Annotated in this window: 22 protein-coding genes; 8 read left to right on the forward strand and 14 right to left on the reverse strand. The window is 71.0% G+C overall.

Features of this window, described 5'->3' with window-relative positions; translation table 11 throughout:
• Positions 1-31: 31 nt before the first annotated feature.
• The 4 genes from LXN57_RS14810 to LXN57_RS14825 all read right to left on the reverse strand — a co-directional run bounded on the left by LXN57_RS14810 (position 32) and on the right by LXN57_RS14825 (position 5,552).
• Complete coding sequence (locus LXN57_RS14810) at positions 32-1,177, reverse strand: serine hydrolase domain-containing protein (RefSeq protein WP_251798725.1); 1,146 nt, start codon at positions 1,175-1,177, stop codon at positions 32-34.
• Positions 1,174-2,688, reverse strand: coding sequence for an MFS transporter (locus LXN57_RS14815; RefSeq protein WP_251798727.1), 1,515 nt, complete (start codon positions 2,686-2,688; stop codon positions 1,174-1,176). The genes LXN57_RS14810 and LXN57_RS14815 overlap by 4 nt, the downstream gene beginning before the upstream one ends.
• Before the next feature lie 44 nt (positions 2,689-2,732).
• Positions 2,733-4,625 (reverse strand): Na+/H+ antiporter NhaA, encoded by a 1,893-nt coding sequence (locus tag LXN57_RS14820; protein WP_251798728.1) that lies wholly within the window; start codon positions 4,623-4,625, stop codon positions 2,733-2,735.
• 249 nt (positions 4,626-4,874) lie between these two features.
• Positions 4,875-5,552, reverse strand: a complete 678-nt coding sequence (locus LXN57_RS14825; RefSeq protein ID WP_251798730.1) for a TetR/AcrR family transcriptional regulator C-terminal domain-containing protein — start codon at positions 5,550-5,552, stop codon at positions 4,875-4,877.
• Positions 5,553-5,601: 49 nt separating this feature from the next.
• Between LXN57_RS14825 and LXN57_RS14830 the strand changes: the two genes are divergently transcribed.
• The 3 genes from LXN57_RS14830 to LXN57_RS14840 are packed head-to-tail and all read left to right on the forward strand — an operon-like array spanning position 5,602 to position 7,176.
• Entirely contained in the window at positions 5,602-6,330 is a 729-nt protein-coding gene (locus tag LXN57_RS14830; protein ID WP_251798731.1) for a DUF4386 domain-containing protein, read from the forward strand.
• A gap of 8 nt (positions 6,331-6,338) precedes the next feature.
• Positions 6,339-6,779 (forward strand): RDD family protein, encoded by a 441-nt coding sequence (locus tag LXN57_RS14835; RefSeq protein ID WP_251798732.1) that lies wholly within the window; start codon positions 6,339-6,341, stop codon positions 6,777-6,779.
• A gap of 43 nt (positions 6,780-6,822) precedes the next feature.
• On the forward strand, positions 6,823-7,176 hold the full coding sequence (locus tag LXN57_RS14840; RefSeq protein ID WP_251798733.1) for a hypothetical protein: 354 nt from the start codon (positions 6,823-6,825) through the stop codon (positions 7,174-7,176).
• 7 nt (positions 7,177-7,183) lie between these two features.
• Here the strand turns inward: LXN57_RS14840 and LXN57_RS14845 are convergent, their stop codons facing one another.
• The 4 genes from LXN57_RS14845 to LXN57_RS14860 are packed head-to-tail and all read right to left on the reverse strand — an operon-like array spanning position 7,184 to position 10,588.
• On the reverse strand, positions 7,184-7,726 hold the full coding sequence (locus LXN57_RS14845) for a carboxymuconolactone decarboxylase family protein (RefSeq protein ID WP_251798735.1): 543 nt from the start codon (positions 7,724-7,726) through the stop codon (positions 7,184-7,186).
• A 4-nt stretch (positions 7,727-7,730) separates the two neighbouring features.
• Positions 7,731-8,402, reverse strand: coding sequence for an HAD family hydrolase (locus LXN57_RS14850; RefSeq protein ID WP_251798736.1), 672 nt, complete (start codon positions 8,400-8,402; stop codon positions 7,731-7,733).
• 18 nt (positions 8,403-8,420) lie between these two features.
• On the reverse strand, positions 8,421-8,792 hold the full coding sequence (locus LXN57_RS14855) for a hypothetical protein (protein ID WP_251798737.1): 372 nt from the start codon (positions 8,790-8,792) through the stop codon (positions 8,421-8,423).
• 17 nt (positions 8,793-8,809) lie between these two features.
• On the reverse strand, positions 8,810-10,588 hold the full coding sequence (locus LXN57_RS14860; RefSeq protein WP_251798741.1) for a carbohydrate-binding module family 20 domain-containing protein: 1,779 nt from the start codon (positions 10,586-10,588) through the stop codon (positions 8,810-8,812).
• A 331-nt stretch (positions 10,589-10,919) separates the two neighbouring features.
• On the opposite strand from LXN57_RS14860, the gene LXN57_RS14865 reads away from it, so the two are divergent.
• Positions 10,920-11,735, forward strand: coding sequence for an AfsR/SARP family transcriptional regulator (locus LXN57_RS14865; RefSeq protein WP_251798742.1), 816 nt, complete (start codon positions 10,920-10,922; stop codon positions 11,733-11,735).
• A 28-nt stretch (positions 11,736-11,763) separates the two neighbouring features.
• Here the strand turns inward: LXN57_RS14865 and LXN57_RS14870 are convergent, their stop codons facing one another.
• Positions 11,764-11,952: a hypothetical protein gene (locus tag LXN57_RS14870; RefSeq protein WP_251798744.1), complete on the reverse strand. Its 189-nt coding sequence runs from the start codon at positions 11,950-11,952 to the stop codon at positions 11,764-11,766.
• 214 nt (positions 11,953-12,166) lie between these two features.
• On the opposite strand from LXN57_RS14870, the gene LXN57_RS14875 reads away from it, so the two are divergent.
• The gene (locus LXN57_RS14875) at positions 12,167-12,865 is read left to right on the forward strand and encodes a hypothetical protein (protein WP_251798745.1); all 699 of its coding nucleotides are present in this window, start codon (positions 12,167-12,169) and stop codon (positions 12,863-12,865) included.
• A 60-nt stretch (positions 12,866-12,925) separates the two neighbouring features.
• Positions 12,926-15,364 (forward strand): M36 family metallopeptidase, encoded by a 2,439-nt coding sequence (locus LXN57_RS14880; protein WP_251798747.1) that lies wholly within the window; start codon positions 12,926-12,928, stop codon positions 15,362-15,364.
• On the opposite strand, the gene LXN57_RS14885 is transcribed toward LXN57_RS14880, so the two are convergent.
• Both LXN57_RS14885 and LXN57_RS14890 read right to left on the reverse strand, forming a co-directional pair.
• Positions 15,313-15,888, reverse strand: a complete 576-nt coding sequence (locus LXN57_RS14885; RefSeq protein ID WP_251798748.1) for a hypothetical protein — start codon at positions 15,886-15,888, stop codon at positions 15,313-15,315. The two genes, LXN57_RS14880 and LXN57_RS14885, sit on opposite strands and share 52 nt — an antisense overlap.
• A 17-nt stretch (positions 15,889-15,905) precedes the next feature.
• Positions 15,906-16,715 carry a phytanoyl-CoA dioxygenase family protein gene (locus LXN57_RS14890; RefSeq protein WP_251798749.1) on the reverse strand — a complete coding sequence of 270 codons (810 nt, stop codon included), beginning with the start codon at positions 16,713-16,715 and terminating at the stop codon, positions 15,906-15,908.
• Positions 16,716-16,767: 52 nt separating this feature from the next.
• Between LXN57_RS14890 and LXN57_RS14895 the strand changes: the two genes are divergently transcribed.
• Positions 16,768-17,763 (forward strand): LacI family DNA-binding transcriptional regulator, encoded by a 996-nt coding sequence (locus LXN57_RS14895; protein ID WP_251798750.1) that lies wholly within the window; start codon positions 16,768-16,770, stop codon positions 17,761-17,763.
• 172 nt (positions 17,764-17,935) lie between these two features.
• Here the strand turns inward: LXN57_RS14895 and LXN57_RS14900 are convergent, their stop codons facing one another.
• Entirely contained in the window at positions 17,936-18,508 is a 573-nt protein-coding gene (locus LXN57_RS14900) for a TetR/AcrR family transcriptional regulator (protein WP_251798751.1), read from the reverse strand.
• Positions 18,509-18,594: 86 nt separating this feature from the next.
• Between LXN57_RS14900 and LXN57_RS14905 the strand changes: the two genes are divergently transcribed.
• A complete protein-coding gene (locus LXN57_RS14905; protein WP_251798752.1) occupies positions 18,595-18,957 on the forward strand; it encodes a DUF4267 domain-containing protein in 363 nt (120 codons plus the stop codon).
• 55 nt (positions 18,958-19,012) lie between these two features.
• Here LXN57_RS14905 and LXN57_RS14910 read toward each other — a convergent pair whose 3' ends face one another.
• Positions 19,013-19,606: a GNAT family N-acetyltransferase gene (locus tag LXN57_RS14910; protein ID WP_251798753.1), complete on the reverse strand. Its 594-nt coding sequence runs from the start codon at positions 19,604-19,606 to the stop codon at positions 19,013-19,015.
• Positions 19,607-19,616: 10 nt separating this feature from the next.
• The gene (locus tag LXN57_RS14915; RefSeq protein WP_251798754.1) at positions 19,617-19,835 is read right to left on the reverse strand and encodes a sigma factor-like helix-turn-helix DNA-binding protein; all 219 of its coding nucleotides are present in this window, start codon (positions 19,833-19,835) and stop codon (positions 19,617-19,619) included.
• Between the last annotated feature and the right edge of the window lie 116 nt (positions 19,836-19,951).

Raw genomic sequence — 19,951 nt, forward strand, 5'->3', positions numbered from 1 at the left:
GAGCGTCCACGCCCCATGTGCGAGACGCTTGTCAGTCCTCGATCGCCTGGTAGACGGCGGTCCACAGGTCGGCCCAGAGGGTTCCGGTCTGGTCGCCGGCGTGTGCCCGCTGCATGATGAAGATCGCGGTCAGGTCCTCGGCCGGGTCGTTGTACCAGGCGGTGCCGTAGAAACCGGGCCATCCGTAGGTGCCGGCCGACGGGCCGAGGTGGGTGCGGCGGGTGCGGACCGACATCCCGAAACCCCAGCCGATGGCGTCGAAGTAGCCCGGCCCGAAGCCGGAGACGGCCTTCTGGGCTGGGGTCAGGTGGTCGGTCGTCATCAGGGTCACGGCCGGCCGCGAGAGAATGCCGTTGCCCCCGGCGAGCAGGGCTGACCCGAAGGCCAGGTAGTCCTCGGCGGTCGAGACGAGCCCGCCGCCGCCGTTCTCGAAGGCCGGTGGCCGGCTGAGCAGCCCGTCGAGGCCGTCCTCGACCTCGGTGGCGTTCTCGGCCGCGTACGCGGTGGCGAAGCGGTCGAGCCGGTCGGGGCCCACGAGGAAGCCCGTGTCCCGCATCCCGAGCGGGTCGAGCAGCCGCTCGCGGAGGGCCGTTCCGAAGCTCTTGCCGGTCGCCCGGGCGATGAGCTCCCCGGTCACGGCGGCGGCGGTGTCGTACATCCAGCGCTCGCCGGGCTGGTGCACAAGCGGCAGCGCGCCCAGCCGGGCCACGAAATCGGCCGGGGGCGGGTAGCCGAGGCCGTCCAGGGCGTCGGCGATCGGGCCGGCGTCCACCATGCCGGTGCCGAGGGTGTACGTCAGCAGGTCGCGCAGGGTGATCGGGCGCTCGGCCGGGACAGTGTCGTCGAGCGGCCCGGTGGGGTCGGCGAGCACGGTCATGTTCGCCAGTTCGGGCAGGAAGTCGTCCACCGGATCGTCGAGGCGCAGGGTGCCGTCCTCGACCAGGGTCATCGCGCAGGCGGCGACGATCGGCTTGGACATGGAGGCGATGCGGACGATCGTGTCGGTGGCCATCGGCGTGGTCGAGCCGGCGCCCTCGTACGCGAGGTAGCCGGTCGCCTCGACGTGCACCTCGCCGCGGCGGGCCAGCAGGGCGAGCATGCCGGGCGCGAAGCCGTCGTCGACGCGGCGCTGGAGCTGACCGCGCAGCCGGGTGAGCCGGTTCTTCGAGAAAGTCACTTGCTGTCCCTCCGGGGGCGACGTGCGGCGATCAGGGTCCACACGAGATCGATGACGATGATGAAGGTCCAGATTCGACCGGCGCCGTACAGGAACGACGCGCCGCCCTCCCGGGTGCCGTTGAGGATGTCGGCGTTCCCGCGGGCGAGGTCGAGCAGCCAGGATTCGGCCAGGACGATCAGCACGACCTGAGCGAGGGTGTAGAGCGCGGCGTGCTCGGCCAGCTTGCGGTAGGGCGACCGGGCCGGCTGCGCACCGGGCGCCGGTTCTGGTGTGGGCGCCGGCGGTGCTGGCGTGGGCGGTGCGGGTGTGGGCGGTGCCGGCGGTGCCGGCGGTGCCGGCGGTGCCGGCGTGGGTGGGATATCGGGTACGCCCACCGCGCGCACCGACCAGGGGACGAGCACGGCGCCCGAGAGGATCACGGCGGCGGCCAGGGCACAGGCGAGCGCCCACGGCCCGGCGTCGTAGAGCACGCCGGCCGCGAGCGAGCCGATCAGGGCGCCGAGAAGGACGGCGGCCTCGTACGCGCCCATGCCGCGACCCACCTGCGAGCCGGAGGCTTCGGCGATCACCGCCTGCTGGATCGGGAGCACCGCGGCCCAGGCCACCCCGCTGAGGATCCACAGCCCGGCGATCACCACCGGATGCGGCGCCCAGGCCAGGGCCGCCGCGAAGACCGCCGACGACACCGACGCCACGGCCAGCACCCGGGTGCGGCCGTAGAGCAGCACGAACCGGTGCAGCCACGTCGGCAGCAGGGCCATGGCGATCGCGCCGGGCAGGAAGACGTAGGCGATCTCGACAATCTGCAGCTCGAACCGGCGTTGCAGGTGCAGCAGCAGGAGCAGCCCGACCGCAGCCTCGGCCGTCATGGTGATGACGACGGCGAGCAGCATCGGGCGCAGCCGTCGCAGAGTGCTTCCCGGCAGCGAGGGCGCGGGCGGTACCGCTCGGGCCGGGGCGCTGAGCAGGGCGCCCGCCGCGATCAGGCAGGCGGTCGCGCACCCCAGGAAGACGGAGCGGTAGCCCGCGGCCTGCAACACCGTGAAGCCGGCCACGAAGGCGATCCACGTCCCGTTCTCTTCGGCGGCGGTCAGCCGGGCGTACACCGCTGTGTCCTCGGCCAATCGCTCGCCGGCCATGGCGCGTACGGAAACCCAGAGCAACGCCCCACCCACGCCGCCGATCGCCGCCGCACCGAAGGCGACCGCGAGCCCTCCTGCGAACGCATACCCCAGGCAGGAAGCCGCGTAGAGCAGGGCGCCCGCGGCGGCCACCCGCCGCCGATCCCGCACGTCGGCCAGCCGGCCCGCCATCGGCCGCGCCGCCACCGACACAGCCAACTCGACCGCGATCAGCAGGCCGACCTGCGTCGCGCTTGCGCCGAGCGCGGCCCCCGCCCACAGCGGCAACAGGAAATCGAGCAGCTCCCGAGGCCCATTGGCCAGCGCCGCCGCCCAATGGGTGCGTGCTTCCCTCGCCTTGGCCGGCGCCCCCGCTCCCGGTTCCACACACGAGACTCTATGCGAGCCCTACGACAGAAGCCGGGCACGGTTCACCGGCGTTTGGCGGCGATCTTCGCGCGCACGCGGGCCACCCGGATGGCTTCCTTCAGGGTCTGGACGTCGTACGAGCCGTAGTGGCGACGGCCGTTGATGAAGAACGTAGGGGTGCCGGAGACGCCGCTGAGGTCGGCCGATTCGAGGTCGGCGGTGATCCGGTCCTTGCAGATCGTCTGCATCATGTCGTCGTGGAACTTGTCCTGGTCGAGGCCGAGCTCGCCGGCGTAGCGGAGCAGGTCGGCGATCCGCAGGTGGTCCTGCCGGGTGAACATCAGGTCGTGCATCTCCCAGAACCTGCCCTGCAGGCCGGCGGCCTCGGCGGCCTGCGCGGCCAGCTGGGCCTGCGGGTGCACGTCGGTCAGGGGCAGGTGGCGCCACACGTAGCGCAGGTCGTCGTCGGTCAGCAGCTCGCGCACGATGGGCTCGGCCCGGCCGCAGTACGGGCACTGGAAGTCGCCGTACTCGACCAGGGTCACCGTGGCCCCGGCCGGGCCGCGCACGTGGTCGCGTTCCGGGTCGACTTCGGGGATGAGGTCGATCAGCTCCTCGACATCGCCGAGCAGCGCGACCGCCTTGCGGGGCCTCGGCAGCCGGCCGGTCACCCAGAACACCGTCCACGTGATCAGCGACGCGGCCGGGATGGCCAGCAGCAGGCCCAGTTTGGCGTCGGACAGCTCGGGTTCCTCGAACGCCAGGTTCGCGATCAGGAACGACACCGTGAAGCCCATGCCGGCGATCGTCCCGGTGCCCAGCACCGACGCCCATCCGGCGGCCGGCCGGACGCGGCCGCGGCTCAGCCACGTCACCAGCGCGGAGACACCGGTGATGGCGAGAGGCTTTCCCACCACGTACGCGAAGAAGACGCCCAGGGTGACCCGGGAGGCGAGCGCGTCACCGAGAAAGCCCGCGTCGATCACGATGCCCGCGTTGGCCAGGCCGAACAGCGGCACGATCAGGTAGCTCGACACGCCCGACCAGGTGCGCGTCAGCCGGTCGTTGGGGGACAGCGACCGCAGCAGGCCCATCCGGGCGAACCGCGCGAGTTCGGGGGTCGGCTGTTCGCGGAACGAGCGGAACAGGTCGCTGGCCTGCTCGAGGTCGTTGCGGCCGGGTGTGTACGCGGCGGCGGCGAGGCCGATGGCTAGGCCGGACACCACCGGATCGATGCCGCTCTCGAGCGTCGCGCCCCAGACCACCAGACAGACCGGCAGGTAGACGAACCCGCTGCGCACGCCGGCCCGCACCATCACCAGGGTCAGCAGGAAGGCCGCGACCGCCACGATCAACGGCATCATCCGGATGTCGTCCGAGTAGGCCACGGCGATCACGATCAGCGCGACCACGTCGTCGACCACCGACACCGTCACCAGGAACAGTCGCGCCTGCACCGGCACGTGCCGGCCCACCAGCGCGAGCAGGCCCAGCGCGAGCGCGGTGTCGGTCGACATCGCCGTGCCCCAGCCCGCACCGCCCGCGTGCCCGTGGTTGAACGCCAGGAAGATGCCGATGGGCAGGGCCATGCCCGCGACGCCGGCCAGCGCGGGGAGGACGAACCGCCGCCGGTCGCGCAGGTCGCCGAGGTCGAACTCGCGTCGCGCCTCGAGCCCCACGACCAGGAAGAACAGCGTCATCAAGCCGCTGTTGACCCACTCCCGCAGGTCGAGTTCGATGCCCCGGCTGCCGAACTCGACGCTCACTGCGGTGTGCCAGAACGACTCGTAGCTGCTGTCAGCCGTGTTGGCCCAGATCAGGGCGGCGACAATGGCCGCGACCAGCACGCCGGCGCTGCCCGCCTCGGTGCTGAGGAAGTCGCGCAACGGGGTGGCGACCCGGCGCTTCCACCTCGTCGTCCGGGTGGAGTCGCTCTGGTCGGTCGTGTCGGTCACGGATCACACCCAAGCACGCGGTAGCCCGGCCCGCCACAGTCTGTGACCTGCGCCTATCGAGCGCCGCCGTGCACCGCGGCGCGCTGCGGTCAAGATCCCTGGTTCGGGGCGGCGGAACGGAGGCGAAGTGACCAGCGTCGGCCATGCGTACGGGGCCTGCTGAACCGACTTTCCCCAGCTCGCCTCGGCCGCGGACGCCGACATGTACCGCACCGAGCAGCACCACCGGGCCCAGCGCGCCCGGGTCGCCTAACCCTTCGCTCGCAGGCGTTCGAACCCGTCCAGCATCAGGTCGAGGGTGAACTCGAACTCCGTCTGGCTGTCGCACCAGCCGAGCGTGGGGTCGCCGGCCGCGTGGATCTCCGCGGCGACCATGGCGGTGATGTTCGGCATCGCCTCGGCCAGGGCGGCCATCTCCGCCTCGGCGGTCGCGGGGTCGAAATCGCCGCCGGCCGCGCCCGGACTGAAGACCTCTTGCACGAAGCCGAGCGGCATGCTGCCCAGCGCGTGCAGGGCGCGGTGCGCGAGCCGGTACGAGAATCCGGCGCCGACCAGCGTGCCGACGATGCCGTCGTAGTAGGCGAAGACCGTCGTCGGAACGGTGCGCCGCGAGCCGAGCAGGCCCGGCATCCACGGGTGGCGCAGCATCACTTCGCGCGCGGCCAGGAACTGTTGCTTCAGCCGCGCTCGCCAGTCCGGTTCGGCCCCACCGGCCGGGACGATCTCGGCGATGACGGTCTCGACGACGCCGTCGAGCAGGGCCTCCTTGGCCGCCAGGTGATGGTAGAGCGACATGGCCTCGACACTCAGCTCGGCCGCGAGGCGGCGCATCGTCAGGGCGGGCAGGCCTTCCCGGTCAGCCAGGGCGACGGCGGCCGACAGCACCCGTTCGCGGCTCAGCGGCGCACGGGAAGCCTTGATCGCCATGGCTTGACCTTACAGCGTATGGTGGGCCTTACAACGTAAGGGAGGCGCCATGGTCCGCACCGCCCGTGTCACCGGATTCCTCTATCTCTCGCTCGCCGTCGTCGGCGGGCTCGCCTATCTGTTCGTCCGCCCGAGGCTGTTCGTCGCCGACGATCCCGCCGCCACGCTGGCCAACCTCGTCGCCGACGAGTCATGGGCCCGCGCCGTCGTGCTGCTCGAACTGCTGCTCGTCGTCATGCAGGCGCTGGCCGCGGTCTGGTTCTACCGCCTGTTCCGTACGGTGGCTCCGGTCGCGGCCGGTGAGATCGCCGCGTTCGGCCTCGTCAACGCCGTCGCTGTGCTGGTCAGCTCGGCCCTGCTGGCCGGCGCGCTCGAGGTGGCGCAAGCCCCGTACGGCGACGCGGCGGCCACTGTCCAGACGCTGTATCTGGTGAGCGACCAGCTCTGGTCGGTGGGCGGGGTGTTCTTCGGCCTGTGGCTGATCCCGATGGGCTGGTGTGCGCTGCGCGCGGCCATGCCCCGGGCGCTCGGCTGGATCCTGATCGCCGGCGGTGTCGGCTACGTGCTGAGCGCGTTCGTCCGCTACGCGACGCCCGGGGCGACCCTGGCTGCCGACCTGCTGGCTTACCCCGCCACGGTCGGCGAACTGTGGATGGTCGGCTACCTGCTCATCATCGGCACCCGCCGCCCGGCCGCATCACCCGCGCCGCTCCCGGCCGAAGCGCCGGCACCGCGACCTGACGCGGCCGAGGATGGCGTTGGCGCCCGTCCGGCATGATCAGCAGCATGACGTACGGAACGGGCGCCCCGGAGGTGCGGGTCACCGGCCGCCGGATCGTGGCCACCCTCATCGACGGCCTCATCTTCAGCCTGATCAACAGCGCGCTGGTGGCCGCGTTCGGCGTCGAGGGCGCGGAGTCGGGCTTCGACCTGACCCGCTTCGACAACACGGGCACGCTCTGGCTGAGCGTCATCGTGCTGCTCTACTACACGCTCTTCGAGGGCCTGACCGGCCGCACGATCGGCAAGTGGATCACCGGTATCCGGGTCGTCGACGCGCACACCGGCGGCCGCCCCGGCCTGCTGTCCGGCTTCGTCCGGACGCTGCTGCGCCTGATCGACGGCTTCCTCGGCTACCTGGTCGGCTTTCTCATCGTCGTCAACTCCGACCGTCGCCGCCGCCTCGGCGACATGGCCGCCAAGACCCTGGTCGTCCGCGCACAGTAGGCGGGCGGGGCGGGATCGGCCTGGTGTGGGCGCGTGCTGCTCAATGCCGAGCCCGTCCGCGTCCTGGGCGACGCCGAGTTGGAACGGGCGGGCCCAGGCCCGCGACGACCCGCAGATCACCACCCGTCTCGCGGCCGCCGCCGAGGCCGGGCTCACGACCGTCACCGAGCGTTTCCGGTACGAATGGACGAGCGCCCGGCCCCTGCCGAAGCGCTCGACCCGCCTGACGTTCGAGCCCGCCGCCGACGAAGCGTTCGCCGACGCCTTCGAGCAGATCTCGGTCGGCGGCCTCGACGTGGCGACCAGGGCCGACACCGACAGCACGAACACGCCGATGGTGGCTGCCTTCGAGCGGCTCGGGTACCGCCGCTTCGCGCTGCGGGTGGTTGCCTCGTAGTCTCCGATCAGGCGAGGTAGCCGCTCCCGGTCACGCGGGGAGCGGCTGCCTCGTACGGCGCCGGGTCGGTGGGAGCAAGGGTGCCCAGCGCGTCGACGTAACGGTTGAACATGCTGAACGCGGCCGCGATCAGCACCACGTCGTGGATCTCGGCGTCGGTGGCGCCCGCGTCGTGGGCCGCCGCCACGAGCGACGGGGTCACGTCATGGCCGCTGACCCGGGTAGCGGCGGCGATCTGCAGCAGCGCCTTCAGCTTGTCCGTGATCGGGGCGGACGCCGGGTCGTCACACACCTGGTCGACCAGGGGCCGGCCGTCCTCGAGCTGAGCGGCGGCGAAGGCGCCGTGCGAGTTGCGGCAGTAGACGCATTCGTTGAGACCCGAGACGTAGGCCGCGACCATCTCCCGCTCCCCGCGGCTGAGCGTGCTCGGACCCCGCAAGAGCACCTCGGCCAGCTCCATCAGCGGCCGCCCGGTCTCGGGCCGATACCGCAGCAACCCCCGGATTCCCGGGTTGACCGTCTCATCCAGACCCAGATCGATGTACGCCATCCGATCATCCTGGCAGAGAGGACGGCGGTGGCAGAAGCTCGTCCAGCGACCGGATCACCCCGTCCGAGGAATGCGAGGCCGAGCGGTCGAGGGTGACACCGTGGTACCCGAGTTCGCGGGCCGCCACGACGAGTGCGGGGTCGTCGTCGATGAACAGGCACGCGTCCGGGGCCAGCGACAGCAGCCGGCTGCCTTCGGCGTACATGCGGGGGTCGGGCTTTCGGCAGCCGAGCAGTTCCGAGATGGCGAAACCCTCGAAGTAGCGCCCGATCCCCAGGCCGTCGAAGGTCGCCTCGAGGCCGGCCCAGTTGTCGCTGACCACCGACATCCGCAGTCCGGCGCGCCGGAGGCGGGACAGGGTGCGGCGGACGTCGGGATAGAGCTCGATGACCGGTCCGGCGGCCGGGGCCTCGAGCTGCTGCAGGAGCGAGGGGGACGGCAGGTCGATGCCGAGCGCGCTGAGGATCGTGCGGTGGTAGTCGGTGCGGTTGGCGGTGGACGGCGTCGCGTCGAGGAACGCCTGACCGGCCCGGATGGCGTACGGGAAAAGGTCGTGCCGGACGCCGGGGTGGTGCATGATGACGATCGTCTCGAAGTCGTAGCGCGGGTTCCAACGACCGCCGACCGGTCGCGTCAGCACGCCGCCGGCGTCGAACATGACTCCGCGGATGGGCATCGATCGAAGCCTATCGCGTCAGCGCTGAGGGTTGTCCTCGCAGTTGTCGATGAGCGGGCGGCCCGCCTGTTCCCAGGCGTTCTGGGCATCCAGGCCGGCCTCGTCGGAGAGCCACGCCACCGACTCGCCCTCGATCACCAGCAAGCCGTGGGAACCCGCGGGGCCGGTGCCTGACGCGTCGACCTCGATGGTGGTGGCGCCCATCGACGGGGTCAGCCAGCGGTCGACCTCGAGTGTCGCGCGGTCGCCGGACACACTGGCGATGCGGCCCCAGGCGGCCTGGTCGGCGCACCCGACCATCCCGGCCGCGTCGATGCTCGCCTCCGGCTGGGTGGAGGTGCAGCCGGAGACGAGCATCGTCAGCGTGATGAACACCGTGAACCGCCGCATGCGGCTCATTAAACCAGTCAGGAACGCCAGCTGTCGTTGACCGTCAGCGTGCAGGCGGTGCCGGTGTTGAGGGTTCGGTTGCCGCCGGATTCCCAGGCCACCGTGGAGCCGTTCTTCTTGACGTACTTGTATTCGATCGCGGTGTTGGCCGGCAGGGTGACCGTGCCGCGCCAGACCGGGTACGCCGCCGACGACAGGGCCACGCCGCCGCTGGTGTTCCAGTTGCTCAGCTCGGCCCGGTTGCCCAGCAGGAACACGTTCTCGCCCCAGGTCGTGGTGGCGTTGGCGGCGAACGTGACAGCGACTGTTGTGCAGCCGGTGGGCGGCGGTGTCGTGCTGCCGGCGCCACGGGCGTTGACGTGCAGCGCCAGCATGCCGTTGGCCGGGACGGTGGCGGTGAACTGGCCCGAACTGCTGACCGTGTACGCCGTACCCGTGCAGCTGCCGTTGGCGAAGTCGCCGTTGGCCACGTCGCAGTAGGTTCCGGCGGGCAGGGACGTGCTGAACGTGCGGTTCAGCGCGCCACCCCGGTTGAACACGGCGTACGCGTTGGACCCGCGCCCGAACCCGATCTGGTTGCCGCCGTTGGACCACCAGTTCGTCAGGCCCGTGCCCGCGGCCGCGTTGTGGAAGGCGACCAGGTTGGCCGTCGTGCGCCAGCGGTGCTCGCAGGCCCAGCCGGACGAGCAGTTGACGGCGGTGGTCGTGCCGTTGGACGTCGCTGGCGGCCCGGCTTCCGGGTTGCTGAACGTGAACGACGACATGACCGACGGCGTCCCGTACGGGTACGCCAGCATGAAGGCCTCGGACAGCGCGTAGTTCGTGCCGTCCTTGTAGGTCAGCTTGGCCCGCCCGTTGCGCTGGGTGTCGTGGTTGTCGATGAACGCGACCGCGTCGCCACTGGGAAGCAGCATCTGGCCTGGCAGGTTTTGCAGATTCTGCAGATTGCCGTCACGGAAGGCGTTGCCCACCACGTCGCCGTAGCGGAACTCGGTCACGTCGCCGATCCCGGCGTACTCGGCCGGGCTGGGCTCGCCGGCCCCGCCCTCGATGGTCTCCTGGAAGACGTACGGGTTGCCGTTCAGCTGCCCGTAGATGGCCTGCAGGTCGGCCACGGGCACGTGCTTCGCCGCGTCCACGCGGAAACCGTCGACGCCCAGGGAGATCAGGTCATTGAGGTACGCCACCAGTTTGCCGCGCACATAGGAGTCCTCGGTCCTGAGGTCGCTGAGGTCGACCAGCTCGCAGTTCTGGATCTCCCAGCGGTCACCCCAGTTGGCGATGTCGTCGTTGCCGTTGCGCCCGCAGTGGTGGAAGTCGTTGGCGCCGAACGGCACTGCGGGGTACGAGTAGTGGCTGTACGACGTGCCGGCCGAGCCCGTGCCCGTCGACGCCCCGCCGGCCATGTGATTGATCACCGCGTCGACGTAGATCTTCACGCCGGCCGCGTGGCACGTGCTGACCATGGCGGCGAACGCTGCCCGGTCGCCGCGCCGCGTCACCAGTTGGTAGCTGACCGGCTGGTAGTCCTGCCACCACGGGTAACCGGCGCCCGGCAGCACGACGTGTTCCTGCGGCGGCGACACCTGCACGCCGCCGAAGCCTTTCGGCCCGAGCACGTTGGTGCACTCGGCGGCGACGGAGGCCCACGGCCATTCGAAGAGGTGCACGATCACGTCCCGGGCGCCGGGGTTCGCGTCCGGCTTGGCGTCGGCCTGCTCGGGGCGGCCCACCACGACGACCGCGACAATCGCGGCCAGCAACGCTGCTATCAGCGGTGCGGCGAATCTTTTCACGGGGATCTCCTTACGTCAGGTACGAGCCACGACGCCCGCCGGCGTGAGGTTGAGGGGGCGGCGAGAAGCCATCGGGGTGGGGTTTCAACGACACGTTTCGCTGCCTGGTGACCGCGGTGCCGCTACCACCGGGGACGGATCCGGTGACAGGGACGTAATCCCGCGTTCACATTGGAACGGACCATAGCAAGCGCTTGCAGGGGGTGGAAGAGCTTGCAAGGACTTACGTACGTAAATTTCCGAGATCGGGCGGGCGGTGTGTCCCTGATCTGACCGGGCCACGGCCGCCGGGCGCTCGTAGCCTGGTGTGTGGCCGTCCCGGAGGTGCCGCATGGACGATCACTCGCCATCCAGCCTGCTCACGGCGGAGAAGCCCTGGTCAGCGCGTCCGCTTCTGGCTGCGCACGTGCTCGGCCCGTTCCTGGTGACGCTGGACGGCGTGCCGGCCGGCCTCTGGCACGGCGGGCGCAACGAGTCCCTGTTCGCTTATCTGCTCACCCACCGCAACCCGTGGCCGTCCCGCGAGACGCTGATGCACGTCTTCTGGCCCGGCTCCACCCAGGACGCCGCCCGCAACAGCCTCAACGTGGCCCTGCACGGCGTGCGGCGGGCGCTGCGCACGGTCACCGAGCGGCCGATCGTCCGCTTCCTCGGCAACCGCTACGGCCTCGACCCGGCCGTGCGCCTCTGGCTCGATGTCGACGAGTTCGACCGGCATCTGCGGCTGGCCCGTCTCCGGCGCCTGGCCGGCGAGGCCGACGCGGCCATCCGGGAGTACGAGGTGGCGGACGGGCTCTACCGTGGCGACCTGCTGGCCGAGAATCCGTACGAGGAATGGCCCGTCCTGCCGCGAGAGCAGTGGCGCCTGGCCCACGTCGACGCCCTCGACCACCTGGGCGAGTTGTCCTTCGCCGCCGGCCGCTACGCCGCGGCCGCGGGTCTCTGCGCGCGCGTCGTCGAGGGCGATCCCTGCCGGGAGACGACGCACCGGCGGTTGATGGTCTGCCAGAGCCGGCAGGGGCAGCCGCACCTCGCCCTGCTCCAGCACCGGGCGTGCGCCGACGCGCTCTGGCGCGACCTGGGCGTGGAGCCGAGCCCGGAGACGCAGGCCCTCTACCAGCGCATCCGGCGGCACGAGCCGGTCTGAAGTTAGGTCCAGAGGATGCCGTTGGCGCTCAGCCAGCGCAGTTCCTGCTCGGGCACGTCGCCCACGGACAGTTCGGTCCGACGTGAATCACGCGGTCGTCGCCCGGATGCAGCACGATCCGCTCGAAGCGCGGCGGCCAGCGCAGCAGCAGCCGACGGCCGCAACTCGGGCAGTTCCACTCCTCGGCGCCGGTCTCGCCGGACTTCACCACCATCATCTCGTGTGGGACCACTGTCGTCTCCCGGTCACTCGGTGACATCCCCCGGGCTCGGGGAACGCGTAATTCCCCCCGGAAACCATCCCAAAACCACGTCGGCGTGCCAGTCGCTTAAGGACGGGCGGGTCCGCGGCTAAGTGGTCGGACGATGCCGGTTAAGCGCTCGCTGCAAGGGTCTGTCAGGTCAGACGCAGGGCTACCAGGAGGCACCCCGATGAGCAGCAGCACCAAGGACGAGATCGTTGTCAGTGCCGGCACAGCACCGGCAGTGACTCCCCCCGACGATGTGCGGAAGCGGGCGGACGAGACCCGCGACGACCTGATCGACCGGTTCCGGGCGACCATGCAGGACCGTCTCGACGAGCGGCAGGCGGTACAGAAGGCCAAGACGCAGCGGGCGAAGGCGGAAGCCCAGCTTGGTGAGCCCAATGTCGGTCCGTACGTCGCGTTCGACCTGTACGCGTTCACTCCCATCCAGTTCGGCGGGCCCCCGCCGTACCAGCCCAGCCGGATCATCGCCGGCGGCGAGTGGGCGGTCATCTACGCCGTGATGTTCGTCAACCCGACGATCGACATCCCGAACGGGTTCGCCGTTCCCCCCACCACGCAACTGAGCGGCCGCGAGTACCGGGTCAGCATGGAGCAGGTCAACCTGACCGATGTGACGGACGGTCCGGACGACTTCCGGCAGGACTTCTTCGCACCTCCCGCCGCGCCGGCCTTCACCGTTCTCGAGTTCTGGTTCCAGGCGCCGGTCCCGGGTCGCAAGCCGTTGCTGTTCGAGGCCAACCTGTCGGCCGACATCGTCGACATCGGTCAGCCGTACGCGGCCTTCGCCAGCACGGTCATCGACGTCGACACCGGCCAGATCCAGGAGAACATCCCGCTCCGCTACCTCGTCTACCCCCAGTAGCCGTCCGCTGAGCGCCCGGCGCCACCCGGCGCCGGGCGTTCCACCATGAGGAGGCGAACCATGAGCCGGGAAGTCGATCTCCGCCGCCCGGTCGAGGAGCCCGACGAGCAGAGGCTGCGAACACTGGCCCGTACGGTCTCGGAGCAGTTGCCCGGCGAGCAGACCGCACGGGTCGCGGCGCTCGACCGGCTGACCGGCAACGCCGCCCGCGTCGAAGTGGCCCGGGGCGAGGCCGAGCCCGGCCCCTACGCGGCTCGTGCGCTCGCCCACCTGCGTTCGGTGGGTCCGCTGCTCGGGCTGACAGCGACCCAGCCGGCCGAGTTCGTGCCCGATCCCGTCGTGCGGACCACCAGCGCGGGCGCCCACACCGTCCACCTGCGGCAGCAGCACCAGGGGATCCAGGTGTTCCAGGCCGCTCAGGCGGTGGTCTTCGACCCGTCCGGCACGGTGGCCTCGTCCGCCGGCCGCAGCGTCACGATCGACCAACTGCTCGACGCCGAACCGGCGGTGCGGGTGGAGGCCGCCGTGCTGGCCGCGGCCCGGCACGTCGCGTTGCCGGCGCCCGATGAACTCGGTAAGTACGACCAATTCCACCAGCCGTTCGACCCGCCCGCGGTCGACCTGGACTCCTACGAGCCACGCGTCACCACCGTGCTGGCCGGGGCGCAGGACCGCACCACCGTCCTGGCGGCCGGCCCGTTCGCCGAGCCGATCACGGCCGGCCTGGTGTGGTTCCCGCTCGGCCCCGGCGACATCCGGCTCGGCTGGCGGGTCGCCCTCACGATGCCGGACCACGTGCAGCGGTTCGTCGTGGTGGTCGACGCCGGCGACGGGACAGTGCTCTTCGCCCACCAGACCGTCCTCAACGGGACCGCGGTCGGCGACGTCCACCTGATCGACGGAGGCCGGGAGCGGGAGCGGATCGCCTTCCCCCGCGCCCTGCAGGACTACCGGCTCGAGTCGCCGCCCGGGTTGCCGGCGGGGTTCCCCGACCCGTGGCTGTCCGGCGACGACACCTCCGGCAACAATGTGGTGGCCCACCCCGGCGACGCCGACCCGCCGGTGCGAGGCACTCACGAGGACGCGCACCTGACCTTCTCGCCCGATCCGAAGAGCGCCGAGCAGCGCGTGCTGAACGCGTTCGCCCTCGCCTCGTCGGCCCACGACTTCTTCTACCTCCTCGGCTTCACCGAGGCCGAAGGGAACTTCCAGCGCGACTCGCTCGGCCGTGGCGGCACCGGCACCGACCCGGTGGACGCCCGTGTGTACGCGCGCAGCGTCCCCGGCACGGCTTCGATGCTCACACCGGTCGACGGGACCAGCCCCGTGCTGCGGCTCGGCCTCGTGACCAGCACCGACCGGCACACGGCGCTGGACGCGTCGGTCGTGTTCCACGAGTTCTCGCACGGGGTGACAAACCGGCTGGTCGGCGGCGGGTTCGACACGCACGCGCTGGACGAACCGCAGAGCGCCGGCATGGGCGAGGGCTGGGGCGACTACTTCGCCTGCATGCACACCGGAAACGACGTGGTCGCCGCGTGGGTCGTCGACCGGACGGGTGGCATCCGGGGGCACCGCTACGACGAGCGGCATCCCGGGCACTTCGGGCGGCTGGGCATCGAGTACCGCGAGGTGCACGAGGTCGGCGAGGTCTGGTGCGCCACGCTGATGGAGATGACCCGGCGCCTCGGGTCGGACCAGCTCGCCCTGAGCCTCGTCATGGACGCGCTCAAGGTGTCGCCGCCCAACCCGAGCTTCCTGGACATGCGCGACGCGATCCTCAGCGCGCTCGCGGATCTGCGGGACGCCGGGCAGCTGCCGGCCGACCGGTTCGCCGAGGCGAACAAGGCCGTGTGGGAGGCGTTCGCCCGCTTCGGCATGGGCCCGGGCGCGAGGTCGCTGGGCGCACGGCTGCAAGGGATAAAGGCCGATTTCCGTACGCCGGAGGCCCTCGAGCCGACGGCCGAGGCGGTCGCTCCGATCTATTCGGTCACCGTGGTGCTCGACGCCGACGGCGAGGTGCGGGAACAGCACGTGGCCCGGGACGACGGCGAGCAGACCACTGGCGCCGAGCCGCCGCGAGCCGACGGCGGTCGCCAGGTGCAGTACTTCGTCGAGACGATCGAAGCGGTGACGCCGGCCGGCCCGCTGCCGGCCGATCTTCGACTCGAGATCGTGGACCTGCGGTTCGCGCAGGCCGACCCGGACAAGCTGACCGCCACCTTCGCCTTCGCGCTCACCGGCGCCGACGCCGCCCGGACGGCTGACGACCAGGCCCGGTACATCGTCCATGTGGTCGTGACCTCGCCCGAGGCCTGGGAGGCCCGGGTGGTCGCCACCACCGCCTGCCGCGTCGCGGCGGGCAGCACCGGCGGCGAGGTGACGCTGGAGTTCCCCGCGCCGCCACCGGGTCGCTATCAGCTGCTGGGCGGCATCATCGTCGCGCCCTACGAGGTGCTCGCCGTCGAGTCCGGCCCCGCACTGCGGGTGGTGCCCTGAGTCGTGAAGGTGACGAACGTGTCGGGCGGCCGGTCGTCGGGGGCGGGGCCGTCGTGGATCGTCCATCGGTCGCCCGCCACGTCGGTGGCCACCCGTGTCCAGAAGGTCTCGACGCCGGGGTTGTACCGCTGGAAGCCGATCACCCATCGGCCCGGGAACTCGCCGATCGCCCGGACGGCGGCTTCCCGGCCGACGCCGGTGCGGCGCAGGGCTCGTACGACGAAAAAGGCGGTTATGGACGTGCCGTCCGGCTCGCCCGGGCCAGTGAGCACGAAACCCGCCGTGTGGCCGGCCGCGGTGATCAGCCAGGCGCGCCGCTTCGGGTCGTCGGCGAGGCGGAAGCGGTCGAGTTCGCGGAAGTTGAAGCTGCCGTCGGCGTTGGGCAGCAGCGCGTACGCGTCGGAGAGGTCGTAGCGGTAGAGCTGGCCCAGATGGTCGAGCACGGCCCGGTCGCCGCGGGCGAGGGGCTTGAGCGCGACCGGGTGGGACGGCGGGCGAGACGGTTTCGAGGCTTCCCACGGCATGCCAGGCAGGGTGCCACTCAGGCGTCGCCCATGACCAGGCCCTCGATGGTGTGCTTCTGGGTGATCGGGGTCAGCTCGTCGACGACCGGGCAGTGCAGGTGGTCCTTGACCAGTGGGGGCAGCGATTCCCGGTAGCCGTGGGTGACGGCCATGGCGTGCTTGTCGCCGTTGGTGGCGTCGGGGGCGTCCACGCCGAGCACGAGGACCGGGCGCGACTTGGCCGACTTGTTGGCGGTGCCGCGGTGGACGGTGAGCGCCGAGCGGGCCGAGATGTCGCCGCGCTGCGGGTATTTGCGCACGGCAAGCTCGTTGTAGCGGTCGTAGTGCGTACGCGGGGGAAACATGTCGTGGCCGAACTCGGGGCTGTCGTCGAACTGGGTGCCGGGGGCGATCTCGAACGGGCCCATGTCGTCGGTCGTGTCGACGCCGGTGAGGTTGAAGGCGAGCGAGTTGAGGCGGCGCTTCTCGCGGGTGACCGTGGGCATCGGGAAGTCGCGGTGCCAGGGCTGGTTGACCGCGCCGGCGAACGGGATGTCGAAGCCGAGCTCGACGATCTCGTAGTCCGGGCCGAGCACCTGGGTGCAGACGCCCACCACCCACGGGTGGGTCACCAGGTCGACGAAGCCGCGCAGTTGCTCGGGGTGGATCTCGACGTAGTAGCGCTTGGGGCCGCGGCCCACCGCGCCGCCCTCACGGTTGCTGGCCTCGGCGAACGCCGCCTCGATGTCCTCGCGCATGGCGTCGGCCCAGCCGGTGTCGAACGCGCCCTGGAGAGCGGTGATGCCGTCGCGGTAGATCGCATCGGCCTCATTGATGAAAGTCGTCATAATCCTCATGTTGCAACGTGGCATGCCACGTTGCAACCCCTAGGATGGGCTCGTGAGCGCCAATCTGCGGCAGGTGGCCGAACGCGCCGGCGTCTCGGTGCGCACGGTGTCGAATGTGGTGTCCGGCTTCGCGCTGGTCGCCCCCGAGACCCGGGAACGTGTGCAGCGGGTGATCGACGAGCTCGGTTACAAGCCCAACGCGGCCGCCCGTCACCTGCGCGGCGGCCGGTCGGGGCTGGTCGCGCTCGTGCTGCCCGAGATCGCGTCGCCCTACTTCGGCGAGCTGGCCGGTCTGCTGGCCGACCGGGCCGGGGCGCACGCGTGGACCCTGCTGGTGCAGCAGACGGGCGGTGACGCCGCCCGCGAGCGGGAACTGCTCGACGGCGTACGGTCCCAGACCGTCGACGGCCTGATCATGAGCCCGTGGGGCCTGTCACCGTCCGACCTGACCCGCCGCACCGACAGCGCCCCGCTGGTGCTGCTGGGGGAGCAGGACGCCGACGGCCTGCTCGACCACGTGGCCATCGACAACGTCGTCGCCGCCGCCGACCTCACCCGCCACCTGATCCAAACCGGTCGCCGCCGCATCGCCGCCATCGGCCTGCAGTCCCACCTGGTCAACGGCACCGCCGCCCGCCGAGCCGAGGGTTACCGCCAGGCCCTGGCCGATGCGAACCTGCCCGCTCGCGAGATTCCGGTGCGGCGCCTGCACCGCGCCGACGGCGCCGCGGCGATGACCGAGTTGCTGACGTCGGATGTCGATGCTGTGTTCTGCTTCAGCGACCAGCTCGCCCTGGGCGCCCTGCACGTGGCCGTCGCGAGCGGGCGGCGGGTTCCGGCCGACCTGGCGGTGGCCGGCTTCGACGACATCGAGGACGGCCGCTTCGCCAATCCCGCTCTCACCACGGTCGCGCCCGACAAGCCCGCCATCGCCGACGCCGCCCTGACCTGCCTGGCCGACCGCCTGGCGAACCCCGGCGCCCCACCGAGACGCCTGGTCGTCCCGCATCGTCTCGAGATCCGCGCCAGCACGACGACCGGTTCCTGAGCCGTCAGGCGGTTCCGTGCCGCCGGGTGGTTCCGTGCCGTCGGGCGGTTCTTGTGCCGTCGGGTGGTTCTTGTGCCGTCGGGTGGTTCTTGTGCCGTCGGGTGGTTCCGAGCCGTCAGTGGTTCTTGTGCCGTCACGCGGTTCTTTGTGCCATCGGGCGGTTCCCGAGCCGTCAGGCGGCGAACTGGCGGAGCAGGATCGCCAGCCGGCGGTGGTGGTCCTCGGGGGGCAGGCGGCCGGCCCGGGTCAGTGTCATGAGGCCGTGCAGGCCCGCCCAGAAGACCTCGGTGCGGGCGTCGAGCTCGTCGGAACCGGCCAGCGAACGCACCGCCTCGCGCAGTTCGCCGAAGCCCTCCTGCAACGGGGCCGGCGTCTGTGGGCTGGCGAAGGCCAGGTCGACGTCGCTGGTGAACATGGCCTCGTAGAGGACCGGCCGGGTGACGGCGAACCGGACGTACGCAGCCGCCACATCGGCGAGCGACGTTCGCGGGTCGGGCGAAGCGGTGCGGGCTGCCCGCAGTTCGGCGGCCAGTTCGGCGAAGCCTTCGAGCGCCACCGCGGCCATGATGGCGGCCTTGCCCTTGAAGTGGCTGTAGAGCACCGGCTGGCTGTATTCGATCAGCTCGGCCAGCCGGCGTGTGGTGACGGCGTCCCAGCCCTCGGCCTCGGCCAGTTCGCGGGCGACAGCGATGATGCGCTGCTCCCGTTCCCGGCGTTCCCGTTCACGGCGCTCTCGGAGAGACATGACAGGAATCCTAGCGCCACTAGCGAGCCGAGCGCAGCGATGTTAGTGTCGCTGTAGAAGCTAGCAACGCTAGAAACGAGGAACCGATGCTTACGTCGATCGCCTACGGGCTCGCCATTCTGCTCAACCTGTTCATCATCTTCATCGGCGTCAGATTCCTCGTCGTGCCGCAGGCAGCAGCGGCTGGTTACGGCGTGCCGGCCCGGGAGGTGGCCTTCCTGTCGGTCAAGGGCGTCCGCGACCTCAGCTACGGCCTGATCGGGCTCGCGCTGCTCGCCTTCGTGGGAGCGACCGCCGGGGCCTGGTTCATGCTGGTGGTCGCGCTGGTGCCCCTGGGCGACACGTTGATCGTCCTGCGCAACGGCGGCACGAGAGCCACGGCGTTCGGCATCCACTTCGCCACCGCGGTGACGGTCCTGATCAGCGCCGCCCTGTTGTTCGCGGCGTGACGCGCCCCCGGCGGCGTCCGGGCTCCGGCGGCGTCCGGGCTCCGCGGCGGTCGGCTCAGCTGACGCTCCGCCACATCTCGCGGGTCATCTCGTATTCGACCTCGCCCAGCTCGCTTCCGGGCAGGGGATCGTCCCAGACGGGGAAGAACGTGCGCACGTAGCGCAGCCCCACCGACTCCATGACGCCTCGGGATCCGGCGTTCACGGCCATGGTCTGGGCGATCACGCGACTCTGCCCGACGGTGTCGAAGGCGTGGCGCAGCAGGGCGCGGGACGCCTCGCCGGCCAGGCCCTGCCGCCAGCAACGGCGGACCAGGCGGTAGCCGAGTTCGCTGACGGACGGGTCGTCCGGTCGGTCGGGGCCGTGGGCCGGCGGGAGCATCATGAGTCCGACGAAGGTGTCTTCGGTTTCGGCCGGGGTGGCGTCTCGGTCGGCTCGGAAGGCCATCCAGTGGCCCAGGCCGTCGACCCGGTGAGCGGCCGCTGTGCGTTCGGCGTGGCTGGCGGTCACCTCCTCGCGGGACCGGGCCCGTCCCCAGAGGTAGCGCAGCACCTCGGGGTCGGCGTCGAGGTGCACCTCCAGGTCGAGGTGGCGGTCGGCCAGCGGCGCCATCAGCAGACGGTCGGTGCGCAGAATGGGCTGGGCCATCCCGCGACGATCACATACCGGCGGCCGTCGCGCGACGGAGTTTGTCGGAGAGGTCGCGCATCGCGTGGTAGAGGTCGGACTTCGCTGCTTCGGGGGTCAGGCCCAGCAGGCGGGCGGCTTCGCGGGTCGTGCGGCGGCGGAAGTACGTGGCGACCAGGATTTTGCGGTGGTGGGGCGACAGGCTGCGCAGCAGCAGATCGGCTGGCGGCCGCTGGGTGGTGGTCGGCATGTCTGACACTGTGGTCAACCGGTGCGGCGCAACTCCAGTGAGCACCTGCGGCGTAGTCGCCCGGTCACGGCAGGCCACAGCGAAATGCGGAACTTGCGCTAAACGGGCATATACCC

Origin of the sequence: Paractinoplanes hotanensis (assembly GCF_023717965.1) — a bacterium.
In the GTDB taxonomy this organism is placed as follows: Bacteria; Actinomycetota; Actinomycetes; order Mycobacteriales; family Micromonosporaceae; genus Actinoplanes; species Actinoplanes polyasparticus.

Excerpts from the sequence above, each read along its gene's own strand:
- LXN57_RS14825 (WP_251798730.1), bottom strand. The coding sequence starts at position 5,552 with ATGGCGATCAAGGCTTCCCGTGCGCCGCTGAGCCGCGAACGGGTGCTG.
- LXN57_RS14830 (WP_251798731.1), top strand. The coding sequence starts at position 5,602 with ATGGTCCGCACCGCCCGTGTCACCGGATTCCTCTATCTCTCGCTCGCC.
- LXN57_RS14835 (WP_251798732.1), top strand. The coding sequence starts at position 6,339 with ATGACGTACGGAACGGGCGCCCCGGAGGTGCGGGTCACCGGCCGCCGG.
- LXN57_RS14840 (WP_251798733.1), top strand. The coding sequence starts at position 6,823 with ATGCCGAGCCCGTCCGCGTCCTGGGCGACGCCGAGTTGGAACGGGCGG.
- LXN57_RS14845 (WP_251798735.1), bottom strand. The coding sequence starts at position 7,726 with ATGGCGTACATCGATCTGGGTCTGGATGAGACGGTCAACCCGGGAATC.
- LXN57_RS14850 (WP_251798736.1), bottom strand. The coding sequence starts at position 8,402 with ATGCCCATCCGCGGAGTCATGTTCGACGCCGGCGGCGTGCTGACGCGA.
- LXN57_RS14855 (WP_251798737.1), bottom strand. The coding sequence starts at position 8,792 with ATGCGGCGGTTCACGGTGTTCATCACGCTGACGATGCTCGTCTCCGGC.
- LXN57_RS14865 (WP_251798742.1), top strand. The coding sequence starts at position 10,920 with ATGGACGATCACTCGCCATCCAGCCTGCTCACGGCGGAGAAGCCCTGG.
- LXN57_RS14870 (WP_251798744.1), bottom strand. The coding sequence starts at position 11,952 with ATGATGGTGGTGAAGTCCGGCGAGACCGGCGCCGAGGAGTGGAACTGC.
- LXN57_RS14875 (WP_251798745.1), top strand. The coding sequence starts at position 12,167 with ATGAGCAGCAGCACCAAGGACGAGATCGTTGTCAGTGCCGGCACAGCA.
- LXN57_RS14880 (WP_251798747.1), top strand. The coding sequence starts at position 12,926 with ATGAGCCGGGAAGTCGATCTCCGCCGCCCGGTCGAGGAGCCCGACGAG.
- LXN57_RS14885 (WP_251798748.1), bottom strand. The coding sequence starts at position 15,888 with ATGCCGTGGGAAGCCTCGAAACCGTCTCGCCCGCCGTCCCACCCGGTC.
- LXN57_RS14890 (WP_251798749.1), bottom strand. The coding sequence starts at position 16,715 with ATGACGACTTTCATCAATGAGGCCGATGCGATCTACCGCGACGGCATC.
- LXN57_RS14900 (WP_251798751.1), bottom strand. The coding sequence starts at position 18,508 with ATGTCTCTCCGAGAGCGCCGTGAACGGGAACGCCGGGAACGGGAGCAG.
- LXN57_RS14905 (WP_251798752.1), top strand. The coding sequence starts at position 18,595 with ATGCTTACGTCGATCGCCTACGGGCTCGCCATTCTGCTCAACCTGTTC.
- LXN57_RS14910 (WP_251798753.1), bottom strand. The coding sequence starts at position 19,606 with ATGGCCCAGCCCATTCTGCGCACCGACCGTCTGCTGATGGCGCCGCTG.
- LXN57_RS14915 (WP_251798754.1), bottom strand. The coding sequence starts at position 19,835 with ATGCCGACCACCACCCAGCGGCCGCCAGCCGATCTGCTGCTGCGCAGC.